17 protein-coding genes are annotated in these 14,202 nt (G+C 62.7%); 11 read left to right on the top strand and 6 right to left on the bottom strand.

The annotated features are described in order from the left end of the window. Positions 1–19 precede the first annotated feature (19 nt). Positions 20–1,603, top strand: a complete 1,584-nt coding sequence (fliK, locus tag JN756_RS09565; protein ID WP_201022053.1) for a flagellar hook-length control protein FliK — start codon at positions 20–22, stop codon at positions 1,601–1,603. Continuing rightward, a complete protein-coding gene (locus JN756_RS09560) occupies positions 1,600–1,929 on the top strand; it encodes an EscU/YscU/HrcU family type III secretion system export apparatus switch protein (protein WP_177030670.1) in 330 nt (109 codons plus the stop codon). The genes fliK and JN756_RS09560 overlap by 4 nt, the downstream gene beginning before the upstream one ends. A 66-nt stretch (positions 1,930–1,995) precedes the next feature. Here the strand turns inward: JN756_RS09560 and JN756_RS09555 are convergent, their stop codons facing one another. Both JN756_RS09555 and moaB read right to left on the bottom strand, forming a co-directional pair. Beyond that, positions 1,996–3,222, bottom strand: coding sequence for a molybdopterin molybdotransferase MoeA (locus JN756_RS09555; RefSeq protein ID WP_177033697.1), 1,227 nt, complete (start codon positions 3,220–3,222; stop codon positions 1,996–1,998). After that, entirely contained in the window at positions 3,206–3,745 is a 540-nt protein-coding gene (gene moaB / locus JN756_RS09550) for a molybdenum cofactor biosynthesis protein B (protein ID WP_017849430.1), read from the bottom strand. Before moaB ends, JN756_RS09555 begins: the two co-directional genes overlap by 17 nt. 76 nt (positions 3,746–3,821) lie before the next feature. Here moaB and mobA point away from each other — a divergent pair, with 76 nt between their 5' ends. Together mobA and JN756_RS09540 are read left to right on the top strand one after the other, a co-directional pair. After that, positions 3,822–4,424, top strand: a complete 603-nt coding sequence (gene mobA, locus JN756_RS09545; protein WP_046384223.1) for a molybdenum cofactor guanylyltransferase MobA — start codon at positions 3,822–3,824, stop codon at positions 4,422–4,424. Between the two features lie 79 nt (positions 4,425–4,503). Then, positions 4,504–4,725 (top strand): YgdI/YgdR family lipoprotein, encoded by a 222-nt coding sequence (locus JN756_RS09540; RefSeq protein ID WP_017849428.1) that lies wholly within the window; start codon positions 4,504–4,506, stop codon positions 4,723–4,725. A gap of 54 nt (positions 4,726–4,779) precedes the next feature. On the opposite strand, the gene JN756_RS09535 is transcribed toward JN756_RS09540, so the two are convergent. From JN756_RS09535 to JN756_RS09525, 3 genes are all read right to left on the bottom strand, one after another. Further along, positions 4,780–5,670, bottom strand: coding sequence for a pseudouridine synthase (locus JN756_RS09535; RefSeq protein WP_128192182.1), 891 nt, complete (start codon positions 5,668–5,670; stop codon positions 4,780–4,782). Between the two features lie 71 nt (positions 5,671–5,741). Continuing rightward, positions 5,742–6,077 (bottom strand): hypothetical protein, encoded by a 336-nt coding sequence (locus JN756_RS09530; RefSeq protein WP_017529348.1) that lies wholly within the window; start codon positions 6,075–6,077, stop codon positions 5,742–5,744. Positions 6,078–6,151: 74 nt separating this feature from the next. Beyond that, on the bottom strand, positions 6,152–6,388 hold the full coding sequence (locus tag JN756_RS09525) for a glutaredoxin family protein (RefSeq protein WP_201022052.1): 237 nt from the start codon (positions 6,386–6,388) through the stop codon (positions 6,152–6,154). Between the two features lie 152 nt (positions 6,389–6,540). Between JN756_RS09525 and JN756_RS09520 the strand changes: the two genes are divergently transcribed. Further along, positions 6,541–8,271 carry a cation:proton antiporter gene (locus tag JN756_RS09520; RefSeq protein WP_026140340.1) on the top strand — a complete coding sequence of 577 codons (1,731 nt, stop codon included), beginning with the start codon at positions 6,541–6,543 and terminating at the stop codon, positions 8,269–8,271. Here JN756_RS09520 and JN756_RS09515 read toward each other — a convergent pair. After that, complete coding sequence (locus JN756_RS09515) at positions 8,258–9,466, bottom strand: ammonium transporter (RefSeq protein WP_026140339.1); 1,209 nt, start codon at positions 9,464–9,466, stop codon at positions 8,258–8,260. The genes JN756_RS09520 and JN756_RS09515 overlap by 14 nt on opposite strands. Before the next feature lie 346 nt (positions 9,467–9,812). On the opposite strand from JN756_RS09515, the gene JN756_RS09510 reads away from it, so the two are divergent. The 6 genes from JN756_RS09510 to JN756_RS09485 all read left to right on the top strand — a co-directional run bounded on the left by JN756_RS09510 (position 9,813) and on the right by JN756_RS09485 (position 14,077). Continuing rightward, positions 9,813–10,127 carry an ElaB/YgaM/YqjD family protein gene (locus tag JN756_RS09510; RefSeq protein WP_017849423.1) on the top strand — a complete coding sequence of 105 codons (315 nt, stop codon included), beginning with the start codon at positions 9,813–9,815 and terminating at the stop codon, positions 10,125–10,127. A gap of 4 nt (positions 10,128–10,131) precedes the next feature. After that, a complete protein-coding gene (locus tag JN756_RS09505; protein WP_017849422.1) occupies positions 10,132–10,521 on the top strand; it encodes a phage holin family protein in 390 nt (129 codons plus the stop codon). Beyond that, entirely contained in the window at positions 10,518–10,859 is a 342-nt protein-coding gene (locus JN756_RS09500) for a hypothetical protein (protein ID WP_017849421.1), read from the top strand. The genes JN756_RS09505 and JN756_RS09500 overlap by 4 nt, the downstream gene beginning before the upstream one ends. 92 nt (positions 10,860–10,951) lie before the next feature. Beyond that, the gene (locus tag JN756_RS09495; RefSeq protein WP_126587920.1) at positions 10,952–12,115 is read left to right on the top strand and encodes an EAL domain-containing protein; all 1,164 of its coding nucleotides are present in this window, start codon (positions 10,952–10,954) and stop codon (positions 12,113–12,115) included. Between the two features lie 71 nt (positions 12,116–12,186). Next, positions 12,187–13,518 carry a deoxyguanosinetriphosphate triphosphohydrolase gene (locus tag JN756_RS09490; protein ID WP_017849419.1) on the top strand — a complete coding sequence of 444 codons (1,332 nt, stop codon included), beginning with the start codon at positions 12,187–12,189 and terminating at the stop codon, positions 13,516–13,518. 172 nt (positions 13,519–13,690) lie between these two features. After that, on the top strand, positions 13,691–14,077 hold the full coding sequence (locus JN756_RS09485; RefSeq protein ID WP_017849418.1) for a response regulator: 387 nt from the start codon (positions 13,691–13,693) through the stop codon (positions 14,075–14,077). Positions 14,078–14,202 lie beyond the last annotated feature (125 nt).

Raw genomic sequence — 14,202 nt, 5'->3', positions numbered from 1 at the left:
CCCTGAGACGACACGCACGATGACCGGTGAGATCAACCTTCCTACGCTTTCTCCTGCCCCGACAGCCGGGCCGGCCCCTGCGCCGGCGCCAGCAACCGGTGAGTTGCTGAAACTGCTGGAGCCGCAGATCGGCTTGATCGACCCGGGAAAAACCGCGAACGCCGAAGTCATCGCACTTAAACAAGGCGGCGAAGCCTTTCAGTTGCTGCTCAAATTGACCCTCGACGGTGGCCGCCAGACGCTGGTGCAGGCCAGCAGCCCGCAACCCTTGCCGCTGGGCAGCAATGTGGCGGTGAGCCAGACGTCCGCCGGTAACCTGACCCTCAGCCTGCAGCAGGCCTTGAGCGCCAACGTCGCCGCCCTCACCCACATCGACACCACACAAATGCCGGCGGGCACCTTGCTGCAAGCCAAAGTCCTGACCAGCCAAGCGCTGCCCCAAGGCACCACGCAACCGACGATCTACCGTTCGTTGGTGACAGTCCTCAACAGCGCCCTGGCCGGCACGACCCTGACCCTGGAAAGCCCGCAACCGCTACGCGTCGGCAGCCTGCTCAGCGCCGTGGTACAGGACACGCAGACCCTGAACTTTGTGCCCTTGAGCGGGCTCAAGGATCAACTGGCCGTGACCCAGCAACTCGCCACCCAGCAAAGTCGCCAGGGCTCGTTGGATGCGGTGTTCACCGCGTTGCAACGCCTGCCCCAGGACGACAGTACGTCCGTCGAACTGCGCTCGGCCGCCACGCGGCTGCTCGCGGCATTGCCCGACCTGGCACAGGTCAGCAATCCCAAGGTGCTGGCGCAAGTCATCCAGAACAGCGGCGCGTTTCTTGAAGCCAAGTTGCTGGCCGGGCAAAACCCGCAAATTCCACCGCTGGATATGAAAGGCGCGCTGTTGCGCCTGGTCGCCGATCTGCTGCCCGCCCTGCCCGTCAGCACCAACCTCACTGCCATCCTCGCCGCCAACACCCTGGCCCAGATACTGCCCAACTTCGTGCGCAGCCCGCTGAACACCCTCGGGCAGATCAGCGCCCGCCAGGCACCCGCCGGTTTTCCATTGCCGGAACGGCTGATGCAACGCCTGGAAGGCGAAGGCGACCTGGAAAACCTGCTGCGCCTGGCCGCCGGGGCCATCTCGCGGTTACAGAGCCATCAGCTGTCGAGCCTGGAACAGACCGGCACCACCGCCGACGGCCGCCTGCAAACCACCTGGCAGCTGGAAATCCCCATGCGGACCCTGCAGGACATCGTGCCGCTGCAGGTCAAGTTCCAGCGCGAAGAGCCCGCGCAGGACAAGGACCAGCCTGAACGCAAGGACAAAAAAGACCCCAAGCAGATGCTCTGGCGCGTGGAACTGGCCTTCGACATGGAGCCGCTGGGGCCCTTGCAGGTCCAGGCGCAGTTGTCGCAGGGCAAACTGTCGAGCCAGTTGTGGGCGACGCGACCGTTCACCGCCAGTTTGATCGAAAGTCACTTGGGCAGTTTGCGCGAGCGCCTGGTGACGTCGGGCATCAATGTCGGCGACCTCGACTGCCACCTCGGCACGCCGCCACGCGGGCCGAAAACCGGATTGGAGCAACGCTGGGTGGACGAAACCGCATGAACAACGCCAACCCACCGCGCCAGGCCATCGCCCTCAAGTATGACGGCCAACAAGCGCCAACCCTGACCGCCAAGGGCGACGATGCCCTGGCCGAAGCGATCCTCAAGCTGGCGCGGGAAAACGAAGTGCCCATCTATGAAAACGCCGAGCTGGTGAAGCTGCTGGCGCGCATGGAACTGGGCGACAGTATCCCGGAAGAGTTGTACCGCACGATCGCCGAGATCATTGCGTTTGCCTGGACGCTGAAGGGCAAGTTTCCACAGGGATATGACCCGCACGCCGCGCCGGTCGAGCGCGATGTCACCGAGCGTGGCGACGACTACTGAGTAGCCCCAGACAAACAACAATCCAAATGTGGGAGGGGGCTTGCCCCTCCCACATTCAGATCGGCTTCAGTTCAGGACTTCGCTCAGGGGAATGAAATTCACCCGGTCGCCCATCGCCAGCGTCGTCCCTTCCAGCACCTCCACCAACCCTTGCGCCCACGCCGCGCTGCGCAGCACGCCGGAGCTCTGGTTGCGATAGATGACCGCCTTGCCCTGCTCGATGCGCCCGCGCAAATATTCGCGGCGGTTGCCCGGTTTGGGCCAGACGAACCCCGCCGGCACCTCGAACCGCAGCGGCTCGACCTCCGCCACACCTTGGCGGCGCAGCAGATAGGGGCGTGCCAACAGGGCAAACGTCACCAGCGTCGACGCCGGATTGCCCGGCAGGCCGATCACCGGCACGCCACGGAAATGGCCGAAGGTCAGCGGCTTGCCCGGTTTGATCGCGAGCTTCCACAAGGCCAGCTCGCCTTCTTCACGCAGGGCAATGCCGAGAAAATCCGCCTCGCCCACCGACACACCGCCGGTCGACAGAATCAAGTCAACCGCGCCCAGGCCCGCCAGACACGTGCGCGTCTGGTCCAGGTCATCGGGAAGAATGCCCGCATCGATCACTTCGCATCCCAGGCGCTCCAGCCAACTGCACAGCACGCGACGGTTGCTGTTGTAGATCTGCCCTGGGCCGAGGGGCAGGCCGGGCTCGATCAACTCATCGCCGGTGGACAGCACCGCGACTCGCACGCGGCGCACCACGGCCAATTGGTCGAGACCGAGGGACGCAGCCAGGCCGAGTTCGATCGGCCCCAGGCGCGTGCCCGCGGTCAGCACCACTTCGCCGACGGTGGTTTCCTGCCCTTGCGGGCGAATGTTCTGACCGATATGCAACGGCTCGGTAAAGCTCACACGCGCGTCGGCGTGGACCACGGCGTTTTCCTGCATTTCCACGCAGTCCGCGCCTTGCGGCACGGGCGCCCCGGTGAAGATGCGCGCGCAGGTGCCGGCAGCCAATGGCGCGGGGGCCTGACCGGCGAAGATGCGCTGGCTCACCGCCAACGGTTCGCCCGTCCAGTCCGCCAGGCGCATGGCATAACCGTCCATGGCGCTGTTGGGCCACGGCGGCAGATCGAGGGTGGAGATCAAATCCTGCGCCAGTACGCGGCCATCACCCGCGGCCAGGGGCAATACCTGCTGCTCGCGAATCGGCGCGGCCTCGGCCATCTCGAGCAAGCGCTGCAGGGCTTCTTCCACCGGCATCAAGGCGCCGGTCTTGCCCGGCTTATCCACGGGATTCACAGGGTTCGGCCTGCTTCAGGTGCGGTACGAAGTTGCAGGGGCGGTGACGGTTGTCCAGTTGCTCGGCGAGGATGCCGTCCCAACCGGTACGCACGGCGTTGGTCGAACCCGGCAGGCAGCACACCAGGGTGCCGTTGGCCAGGCCGGCCAGGGCGCGGGATTGCACGGTGGAGGTGCCGATGTCGGCCACGGAGATCTGGCGGAACAGCTCGCCAAAGCCATCGACCTGTTTGTCGAGCAGGCAGCTCACCGCTTCGGGCGTGCTGTCGCGGCCGGTGAAGCCGGTGCCACCGGTGATCAGCACGACCTGCACCACGTCTTCGGCGATCCAGTGGGCCACCTGGGCGCGAATCTTGTAGAGGTCGTCCTTGAGCAGCACGCGCTCGGCCAGGAGGTGGCCGGCGGCGATCAGGCGGTCGACGAAAACCTGGCCCGAAGTGTCGGTGTCCAGGGTGCGGGTGTCGCTGACCGTCAGTACAGCGATATTCAGGGGTACAAAGGGCGCATCTGCCTTGGCTTTCATGGCACGGTCCGGTTGTCGAAGGAACAGCCCGATGTTATATCACAGGCCCCTATTTACCTGCCGCTGCGGAACCCCCATGCCCGACGATTCTTCGCCTCTGCCCTGTTCGATTCTGCTGTTGGCCGGTGGCCGCGGCCAACGCATGGGCGGACAAGACAAAGGCTTGCTGGAATGGCAGGGTCAGCCATTGATCGCGCACTTGCACCACTTGGTGCGCCCACTGACCGACGACCTGATCATCTCGTGCAACCGCAACCCGGACCGCTACACGCCGTATGCCGACCAGTTGGTGAGTGACGACAGTACGGATTTCCCCGGGCCGCTGGCCGGTATCCGCGCAGGCTTGAACGCCGCCCGCCATGAGCACTTACTGATTTTGCCGTGCGATGTGCCGCATCTTGACGCTCGACTGCTCGCCGACCTGCGCAAGACGGCGCAGCGCAATCCGCGGCTGCCGGTGATGGTGCGCCACGGTGAATTCTGGGAACCGTTGATCTGCATCATCCCCACCCACCTGCAAAGCGCGGTAGAACAGGCCTGGCAAGCCGGTGAGCGCAGCCCGCGCAAGATCTTCCTGCAGTTGGGGGGCATCGGGCTGGAATGCCCGGCAGATGACCCGCGCCTGGCCAACCTGAACACGCCTGCGCTGTTACACACTAGGCCCGACGTGTCAGAATGAACCCCGCACAAGGAACTTTGTCGACGCGCCACGCGTCACACAGTCAGCAATCAAAAAGAATTTTCTTGGAGACACACTCATGACTCAACGGACCATCGCCGCTTTCATGCTTGCACTGGGCCTCGCTACCCTTGCCGGTTGCGCCTCGCCAACAGTGATCACCCTGAATGACGGTCGCGAAATCCAGGCTGTCGATACCCCGAAATACAATGAAGATACGGGTTTCTACGAATTCGAACAGCTTGACGGCAAGCGCACCCGCATCAACAAGGATCAAGTGCGTACCGTTAAAGACCTGTAAGCCGCAACGCTTGCATACAAGGCCCGCCTCGCGCGGGCCTTGTCGTTTCTGCGGTTACCAGTCGAGCGTGATCTGGCTGCGGAAACTGCGTTCTGCACCCGTGACCGGATCGATAAAACGCACCCCCTGGGCGAGCAGCTTCAAGGGATTGGCGTAGTCGTCCACGGCATCCTTGATCACCTCGGGGTAGAACGGGTCATTGCAAATGCTCGCGCCGAGCGCCGTCATGTGTACACGCAACTGGTGCTTCTTGCCGGTCACAGGGAACAGCCCATAGCGCCATAAGTCGCCGTGGGTTTCGCGCACTTCCACGGCCGTTTCGGTGTTGCTGGCGCCCGGCCCTTCCTGCATGCGAAAGAACGGCTCGCCATCCACCAGACGGCTTTTGTGGACCAGCGGGAAGGTCAGGTTCGGCAAGGCCGGGGCGATGGCCTCGTAGAACTTGTCGATTTGACGCGTGGGAAACAACTGCTGATAGGCCGAGCGGCTTTGCGGGTTGGCCGAGAACAGCACCAGCCCCGCCGTATGCCGGTCGATGCGGTGCAGAGGCACCAGGGACGGGTTGTCCAGGCGGCGGATCAGGCGGCGCAACAGGGTTTGCTCGACGTACTCACCCGCCGGGGTGACGGGCAGAAAGTGTGGTTTGTCCGCCACCACCAGGTGTTCGTCGGCGTACAGGATGGTTTCCTGCACCGGGATGACTTTTTCGTTCGGCACTTCGCGGAAGTAGTAGATGCACAGGCCTTCCTTGTAGGCCAGGTCCTGGCGGATCGGGCTACCCTGCAGATCCAGCACCCGGCCACGGGCGATGCGGTCCAGCCACTGCGTGCGGCCGATCGCCGGGAAATGCTCGCACAGGCAGTCGAGCACCGTCGCCCAAGGGCCAGGCGGCAAGTACAAGGTGCTGGCTTGATGCTGGGACGCGGAAAAACCGGAAGTGGACATGCAGATGCTCGAAGCCTGGGAAACAGGCCGGCATTATCCCGCATGGAGCGGGATTGAGCCTAGGGCGGATCTCAGGCCTTGGCCAATTGCGCCCGCAGAATCGGCGAAGCACTGGCGGCCTCGGTAAATTCCTTGAGCCAGCGCAGCACGTCCACCGCTTCCCAACGGCCCGGATCATATAGCGCGTACAGCAAGCCCTGGTAACCCACCACATCCAACTGCTTGTGATAACCGGCGCGCTGGAACAGCGCTTCGATCTCGGCAAAGCAGGTATTGAAATGCACTTTGTTAAACGGCGTCTTGCCTTCCGTGACCAGGCCGTCGAGGCGCAGCTCGTTCACCGCATCGCGCACGACGTCGGCGGACATGCGATTAACGCTGCTTTTCAGTTGTTCAACATTCACCACGGGCGTTCCCTCTATTCAATCGCTGTACAAACATACAGTAACCCAATATTGAGAAAGCTGCCATCGCCCAAGCGCTAGAATAGGAAGGCCACCACCTGCTCCGTGTCGAACGGCCACCCCAGTTCAGCCCCGGTATCCGCCCGGCGCAGCACCGGAATCGTTAGGCCATAGGCTTCAAACAAGGCTTCGGAATCGGCGATATCCACCAGCTCAACCAGCAACCCATGTTCGACCAACGGCATGATTTCTGCTTCGGCGAGCTCACACAGATGGCAACCCAGAGTAGTGAACAACTGGCATTCAGGAGGCATGACGACAGGACCTGATCAGGGATAGGCGCCCATTTTAGGCCGACTCTATAGCGCTGGCGAGCCGATAAACCCTGACCCAGATCATCATGCCCTATAACTGATTCAGCGATTCTCGCGGCTTTTTGTCCGCTCGCCCTGCAACGGAGATGCTTGTGTTCGCCAACCTGCTGATCATTCTGGCCTCATCCCTGGTGGTGATTGCGCTGTTTCGCCGGCTGCAATTGCCGCCCGTGCTGGGCTACCTGTGCGTGGGCCTGGCCGTGGGGCCGACCGCCCTCGACTGGGTGAATGACAGCGAAAACCTGCCCGACCTCGCCGAGCTGGGCGTGGTATTCCTGCTGTTTTCCCTTGGCCTGGAGTTCTCCCTGAGCAAGATGTTCGCCCTGCGCCACGTGGTATTTGGCCTGGGCAGCTTGCAAGTGCTGGGCTGCGGGTTGCTGCTGGGAGGCCTGTTGATGGCCTTTGGCGTGTCGCCGAACATCGCCTTGATGCTCGGTGCGGGGCTGGCGTTGTCGTCCACGGCCATTGTCAGCAAAGAGCTGAGCAGCCTCGGGGAAATCTTCAGCAGCCACGGCCAGAACGCGATTGGCGTGCTGCTGTTCCAGGATGTAGTGGCGGTGTTGCTGCTGACCCTGGTGCCGGTGTTCGCCGGTGGCAGCGAGCAGGCCTGGTACTGGGCACTGCCGTTGACGCTGGCCAAGACATTGTTGTTGTTCGTCGGCCTGTTGCTCGCCAGCCGCTGGTTATTGCCGCGTCTGTTCCATGAAGTCGCCGCCTCCCATTCGGCCGAGCTGTTTGTGCTGCTGGCGCTGGTGATCGTGTTGCTGACCGCCTGGCTCACGCACTTGCTGGGCCTCTCCCCGGCGCTTGGTGCGTTCCTGGCTGGCATGCTGCTGGGGGAAAGCCATTACCGGCATCAGATCGAGGCGGATATCCGGCCGTTTCGCGACATTCTGCTGGGGCTGTTTTTCGTCAGCATCGGCATGCTCATCGACCTGCAACTGTTCATCAGCCACAGCCTGCTGATCCTCGGCCTGACCTTCACGCTGATGCTGACCAAGGGCTGCGTGGTCGCGGCGCTGGTCAAACTGCGCGGCAGCGACCGCGAAACCGCCTGGCGCAGCGGCCTGGCCCTGGCCCAGGGCGGCGAGTTCTGTTTTGCGCTGATGGCGCAGATGCAACAGAGCCGGCTGATTCCGGATGAGTTCAACGGCTTGCTGCTGGCCGCCACCTTCTGCTCGATGCTGCTGACCCCGCTTTTGCTGCGCGCGGCACCGGGCATTGCCCTGCGCCTGCACCGTAAACCCAACCAGCAGGTGCAACTCGAAGCCATCACCGCGCTCAACGCCGAGTTACGCGACCATGCGGTGATCTGCGGCTATGGCCGCGTCGGGCAATCCATCGGGCGCTTTCTGCACCACGAAAAACAGGCGTTTATCGCCCTGGATGACAACCCGGAACGGGTGCAGGAAGCCGCCACCGAAGACAACAGCGTGCATTACGGCGACTGCCGCCGTGGCGCCCTGCTCAGCGCGGTCGGCCTGGAGCGGGCGCGGCTGGTGGTGATCGCCGTGGATAACACCGAAGTCGCCCTGCTGGTGCTGAAGGAAGCCCGCCGGATCAACGCCGACGTACCGATCCTGGTACGCACCCGCGACGACAGCCAATTAGCCGAACTGAAAGCCGCGGGCGCCAGCGAAGTGGTGCCCGAGCTGCTGGAGTCGAGCCTGATGCTCGCCTCCCACGCCCTGATCCTGCTGGGCCTGCCGGACCAGCAGGTGCAAGCGCGGGTCGATGAGGTGCGGCATAACCGCTACCGTCTGCTGCACGGCTTCTACCCGCGGGCGGCCCCTGACGAAGAGGCGCCGATCAATCCTGACTGATCGCACCGATCTTGTGGATCGACAGGTCCGCGCCGTAGTACTCCTCTTCCTGGCTCAGGCGCAGCCCGTGTACGCGCTTGATCACGCCATACACCAGCAGGCCGCCGGCAAACGCCACCAGCACACCCAACGCGGTGCCGATCAATTGGCTGATCAGGCTGACCCCGCCCAACCCGCCAAGGGCGGTCTGGCCGAAGATGCCGCAGGCAATGCCACCCCACACGCCACACAGGCCATGCAACGGCCAGACACCCAGCACATCGTCGATCTTCCAGCGATCCTGGGCGGCAATGAAGCACCACACAAACAAGCCACCGGCGACAACCCCCGTGACCAATGCGCCCACCGGATGCATCAGGTCGGAACCGGCACAAATCGCCACCAGCCCGGCCAGCGGGCCGTTGTGCAGGAAGCCGGGGTCATTGCGGCCAATCACCAGCGCCGCAACCGTACCCCCGACCATGGCCATCAGCGAGTTGACCGCCACCAGGCCGCTGACGCCGTTCAGGGTTTGTGCGCTCATCACGTTAAAGCCGAACCAGCCGACAATCAGAATCCACGAGCCCAGCGCCAGGAACGGGATGCTCGACGGCGCAAACGCGACCAGGCGCCCTTCGCGATAACGCCCGTTGCGCGGCCCGAGCAACAGCACCGCCGCCAACGCCAGCCAGCCGCCCATGGCATGCACCACCACGGAACCGGCGAAGTCATGGAAGCTGGCACCGAAGGTCGCGAGCAACCAGGCCTGCACGCCGAAATTGCCGTTCCACACCATGCCTTCGAAAAACGGGTAGATAAACGCCACGATCAGCGCGGTAGCGCACAGTTGCGGAACAAATCGTGCACGCTCGGCAATGCCCCCGGAAATGATCGCCGGAATCGCCGCGGCAAAGGTCAGCAGGAAGAAGAACTTCACCAGACCATAGCCGTGATCGGCACTGATCACCGCCGCCGGTTGCATGAAGCTCACGCCATAAGAGATCCAATAGCCTATAAAGAAATAGGCCAGGGTGGAGATCGCGAAGTCACTGAGGATTTTCGACAGGGCGTTGACTTGGTTCTTCTGACGCACGGTGCCGACTTCGAGGAAGGCAAAACCGGCGTGCATGGCCAAAACCATGACCGCACCGATCAGAATGAACAGGGTGTTGGAGCTGTGGACGAGGGTGTCCACTGCGCTTTGCAGATTTTCCATGGAGGTTGGCAGGCCTGCGATAAAGGCAAAAAGCACCAAAGCGGTTCAAACCGGCATTTCGCGCACTAAATTGGTACCACCGGCTCCGCCCTTCTTCTGAGGGCGTGAACCGCTTTAGCGCAGCGATCAGCACAACCGGCCATTCCCGACAGGGTTTTTCCGCGAGTTTCAGTTATATAGGGTAAGGTTTTCACCGGTTTGCGGCCCAACCGCCCAGATTCAGCGCAGACCCAGGGGCCTGCGCACCAAGGCAAAGCAAAAGCTGTACCAGTCATTTGCAATGAACCTTCACCGATACCGGTGACTCGAAACCACACGTACCGATCAGCCACTCACGGAGATAACCATGGCCAGCAAAACAGCACAGACGGCTCAAGAAATACTGATGGCGGATTTTCAAACGCTGGTCAGTGATACTGAAAAGTTGCTGGACGACACCGCCATCCTGGCCGGTGACCAGGCCGACGAGCTGCGCGCCAAGATCCACGACAGCCTGCTCAAGGCCCGTGAAACCCTGCAACTGACCGAAGACTCCCTGCGCGACCGCAGCAAGGCCGCCGTCACCGCGACCGAAGATTATGTGCAGGCCAACCCTTGGCAATCAGTGGGCATTGCCGCTGGCGTGGGCTTCTTGATCGGTCTGTTGGCTACAAGGCGCTAATCCTATGTCTATCGGCGAATCCGGCTCGTCCACGGGCCCAAGTTCAACGTCCCGACGCCTGGGCGCAGCCGTACTGGGCTTGCTGCACAGCCATGTCGAACTGTTCGGCATCGAGCTGCAGGAGCAGAAAGCGCGCACCGTCAGCCTGCTGCTGTTTGCCGGGCTGGCCCTGGTGTTTGCCCTGCTGTTGCTGGTGGGGTTGTCGACATTGGTGATGATTCTGGTGTGGGACACCGGCTACCGCCTGACCGGAATCATCTGCCTCTGCGTGTTCTATACCCTGGCCGCAGCATTCTGCGGTGTGCGCTTGAAGGCGGCGGTGTTCGATGAGTCCACGCCGTTCCACGCCACCCTCGAAGAGCTGGCCAATGACCGGGAGCGCCTGCTGCCATGAGCCTGACTGAAATCCCACCCACCAACTCGCGCCGGGAAATGCGCAAGGCATTGATCCGCCTGCGCATGGAAATGCACCGCCAGGAAATCCGCCACGAGTCCCAGCAACTGATGGCGCCCCTGAATAAGGTGCGCAACATGGGCCAGCACTGGCAGGACAGCCTGGGCATCAAGCATGCGCCGCTGTGGGGCGTGGCCGCAGTGACGCTGATCGGCTTCTTTACCGGCAAGGGCGCCAAGGGCGGCAGTCTCAGCAGCCTGACCCGCCTGGTGCGGCTGGGCGCCGGTTTGATCCCACTGATCAAATTAGCCATGCAGGGCGCCTCACGCAAAGGTTGAGGCCTGCTGGCTGCATTCTTGCAAACAGAATCGGCCCGGCCCTCGTCAACGAGGGCCGGGCACTTTGTTGCCAACGTTTTTAAGGAGGCCCCGTGATCGACGGGCAACCGCTCGCCTGCTTCCAACCCTTCATCGACACCGCCACCGGGCGCATCGCCGGCGTCGAGGCTCTCGGCCGCCTGCGCCAGGCTGACGGTCGCCTGCTGTCGGTCGGCCCGTTGTTCGCCGACCCGCGCACCTCAGGCGTGGCCTTGCGGCGCCTGGACCGGCAGATCCGCGACAACGCCTTGAGCCGTCTGCACGAGGTACCGCAGGACTGGTTTCTGAGCCTGAATATCTCACCGCGCTGGATCAATCGCCTGCGTGCCGGCCAGGCCCTGCCCAGTTTGCAACAGGTGCAGGCTCACGGCGTCGATCCACAGCGCATCGTGTTCGAGATCACTGAGCTGGGCGGCGATATCCAGCGCCTGGCCGACGTGGTGGCGCGCTATCGCGAGGCCGGCGCGCGCATCGCCATCGATGACTTCGGCGCCGGCTATTCGCAGCTCGACCGCGTGCTGGCGTTGCAGCCGGACATTCTCAAGCTGGACATGCGCCTGTTTCAGGAGGCCGCCAAAGGGGGCCCCAGCAGTGAAGTGGTGCGGGCACTGGCGCAAATGGCGGAAAAAACCGGCTGCTGGATCATTGCCGAAGGGGTGGAGACCGAGGCGCAGTTGAGTTTTGCGCTGGAATGCGGCTCGCGGTATGTGCAGGGCTATCTGTTTGCCCAGGCGCAACTGGACTGGTTCGCCGCCGATGCTTTCGTGCCGCGCTTCGCCCAACTGCGTGGCGCCTACGTGCAGAAAAAACTCGCCGAACGCGGACGCATCATGCAATTGCGCCAACAACTGGCCGAACTGATGAAAATCCTCCAGACCTGGGCCCAGGGCCAGGCGCCGCTGAGCCATTTGCCGCAATTGCCGGATTATCCCTGGCTGCTGCGGTTCTACCAGTGCGACCGGCATGGCACCCAACTGACCCCCAATTTCGAATGGCGCCAGGACGCCTGGCAAGCCGACAGCCGCTACCTCGGCCACAATTGGTCGTGGCGCCCGTATTTCTATCATCTGCTGGCCGAAGGCTGGGACGAGCGCCGCTTGACGCTGTCTTCGACCTACCGCGACGCCACCACCAACCAGTATTGCCTGACCGCCGGACAATTCTTCGATAACGGTCAGCGCTTGCTGTTAATCGATATCGACGCGGTCGGCCTGTAGATTTTCGCTTGCTCCGCCCACCCGGAACCGGGAAGCTGGGCGAGTCATTCACCGCACGGAGAGTACCCGCCTTGGATTGGCCCACCCTGCTGACTCGCGAACGTCTTGGAAAGCCCCTGCACAGCCCGGAAGAATTGGGCCGTAGCCCGTTTCACAAAGACCATGACCGCATCATTTTCTCCGGCGCGTTCCGCCGCCTGGGGCGCAAGACTCAAGTCCACCCGGTGTCGAGCAACGACCATATCCACACCCGTCTGACCCACTCCCTGGAAGTCAGCTGCGTCGGCCGCTCCCTCGGCATGCGCGTGGGCGAAACCCTGCGCAGCGCCCTGCCCGAGTGGTGCGACCCGAGTGACCTGGGCATGGTGGTGCAATCGGCCTGCCTGGCCCACGACATCGGCAACCCGCCCTTCGGACACTCCGGCGAAGACGCCATCCGCCATTGGTTCCAGCAGGCCGCCGGGCGCGGCTGGCTGGACGACATGAGCGTGGCCGAGCGCAATGACTTCCTCAATTTCGAAGGCAACGCCCAGGGCTTCAGGGTGCTGACCCAGCTGGAATACCACCAGTTCGACGGCGGCACGCGGCTGACCTACGCGACCTTGGGCACCTACCTGAAATACCCGTGGACCGCCCGCCATGCCGACTCCCTGGGCTACAAGAAACACAAGTTCGGCTGCTACCAGAGCGAATTGCCGATCCTTGAGCAGATCGCCCACAAGCTCGGCCTGCCGCAACTGGAAGAACAACGCTGGGCGCGCCATCCGCTGGTGTACTTGATGGAGGCCGCGGACGACATCTGCTACGCGCTGATCGACCTGGAAGACGGCTTGGAAATGGACTTGCTGCAATATGCCGAAGTCGAGTCGCTGCTGCTCGACCTGGTCGGCGACGACCTGCCGCAAACCTACCGGCAACTGGGCGCCCAGGATTCACGGCGGCGCAAACTGGCGATCCTGCGCGGCAAAGCCATCGAACACCTGACCAACGCCGCCGCACGCGCTTTCGTCGAACAACAGGACGCCTTGCTCGCCGGCACCTTGCACGGTGATCTGGTCGAGCATATGCACGGCCCCGCCAAGCGCTGCGTGCTGGATGCCAAGGACATGGCGCGCAAGAAAATCTTCCAGGACAAGCGCAAGACCCTGCATGAAATCGGCGCCTACACCACCCTGGAAATCCTCCTCAACGCCTTCTGCGGGGCGGCGCTTGAACAGCACGGCGGGCGCACGCCGTCGTTCAAGAACCGGCGCATCCTCGACTTGCTGGGCAACAGTGCCCCCGACCCGGCCTGGTCGCTGCACGCCTCGTTCCTGCGGATGATCGATTTCATCGCCGGCATGACCGACAGCTACGCCACCGAGATGGCGCGGGAAATGACCGGGCGTTCCAGCCCGCAATAGATGACTGATCCAGCTGCCTGTTGCCTGAACAGAATCTACCTACGAAGGGAACAGAGCGGCCTGATCGAATCAGTACAAACACCCGATGAATAATCACGCACGCTCTTAAAGGGCATAGGGCGCCTTCCTACGCCCCGCCCAATCGCCGCTTGACTCACCGTGTGCCCTTCCTATGTTCAAGAATTGCCTTCGCATCCTGTTGGTGGAGGATCACCCCTTTCAGCTCCTGGCAACCCAGTGCCTGCTCAACAGCTTCGGCTTCGAGCACCTGACCCTGGCGGAAAACGCCGAACAGGCGATCCGCTTGATGACCCAGTCCGAACGGCCCTTCGACCTCATGCTGTGCGACCAATGCCTGCCAGATCTGCCCGGGCTTGAGTTAGTCGAAATCGCCGGTCGGCGGGGGTTTATCGCAGGGGCGATCCTGCTGAGCGGCCTCCCCCTGCCCGAACTGGCGAATCTGAAGACTCAAGCCTTACAACGTAACTTGCCGTTACTTGGTTATTTATCAAAACCGTTAAACCGGGACGAACTAATGACGCTGATAAGCCCGCTGTAAATGTAGGAATTTAAACATCTCCACATAGGAAAAACTCACCACAATAACCGCTTAACCGGTGGGCCAAGGCCCGAACCCGCATCGCCGACCGAATTCTGAAACAGACGTCCACAAAGCCTTGATAG

This window comes from Pseudomonas sp. Y39-6 (assembly GCF_023651955.1).
GTDB classification, from domain to species: domain Bacteria; phylum Pseudomonadota; class Gammaproteobacteria; order Pseudomonadales; family Pseudomonadaceae; genus Aquipseudomonas; species Aquipseudomonas veronii.
This window is presented reverse-complemented; position numbering and strand designations above follow the sequence as displayed.

Coding starts and splice junctions, on each gene's coding strand:
- fliK (WP_201022053.1), top strand. CDS start 20: ATGACCGGTGAGATCAACCTTCCTACGCTTTCTCCTGCCCCGACAGCC.
- JN756_RS09560 (WP_177030670.1), top strand. CDS start 1,600: ATGAACAACGCCAACCCACCGCGCCAGGCCATCGCCCTCAAGTATGAC.
- moaB (WP_017849430.1), bottom strand. CDS start 3,745: ATGAAAGCCAAGGCAGATGCGCCCTTTGTACCCCTGAATATCGCTGTA.
- mobA (WP_046384223.1), top strand. CDS start 3,822: ATGCCCGACGATTCTTCGCCTCTGCCCTGTTCGATTCTGCTGTTGGCC.
- JN756_RS09540 (WP_017849428.1), top strand. CDS start 4,504: ATGACTCAACGGACCATCGCCGCTTTCATGCTTGCACTGGGCCTCGCT.
- JN756_RS09535 (WP_128192182.1), bottom strand. CDS start 5,670: ATGTCCACTTCCGGTTTTTCCGCGTCCCAGCATCAAGCCAGCACCTTG.
- JN756_RS09525 (WP_201022052.1), bottom strand. CDS start 6,388: ATGCCTCCTGAATGCCAGTTGTTCACTACTCTGGGTTGCCATCTGTGT.
- JN756_RS09515 (WP_026140339.1), bottom strand. CDS start 9,466: ATGGAAAATCTGCAAAGCGCAGTGGACACCCTCGTCCACAGCTCCAAC.
- JN756_RS09510 (WP_017849423.1), top strand. CDS start 9,813: ATGGCCAGCAAAACAGCACAGACGGCTCAAGAAATACTGATGGCGGAT.
- JN756_RS09505 (WP_017849422.1), top strand. CDS start 10,132: ATGTCTATCGGCGAATCCGGCTCGTCCACGGGCCCAAGTTCAACGTCC.
- JN756_RS09500 (WP_017849421.1), top strand. CDS start 10,518: ATGAGCCTGACTGAAATCCCACCCACCAACTCGCGCCGGGAAATGCGC.
- JN756_RS09485 (WP_017849418.1), top strand. CDS start 13,691: ATGTTCAAGAATTGCCTTCGCATCCTGTTGGTGGAGGATCACCCCTTT.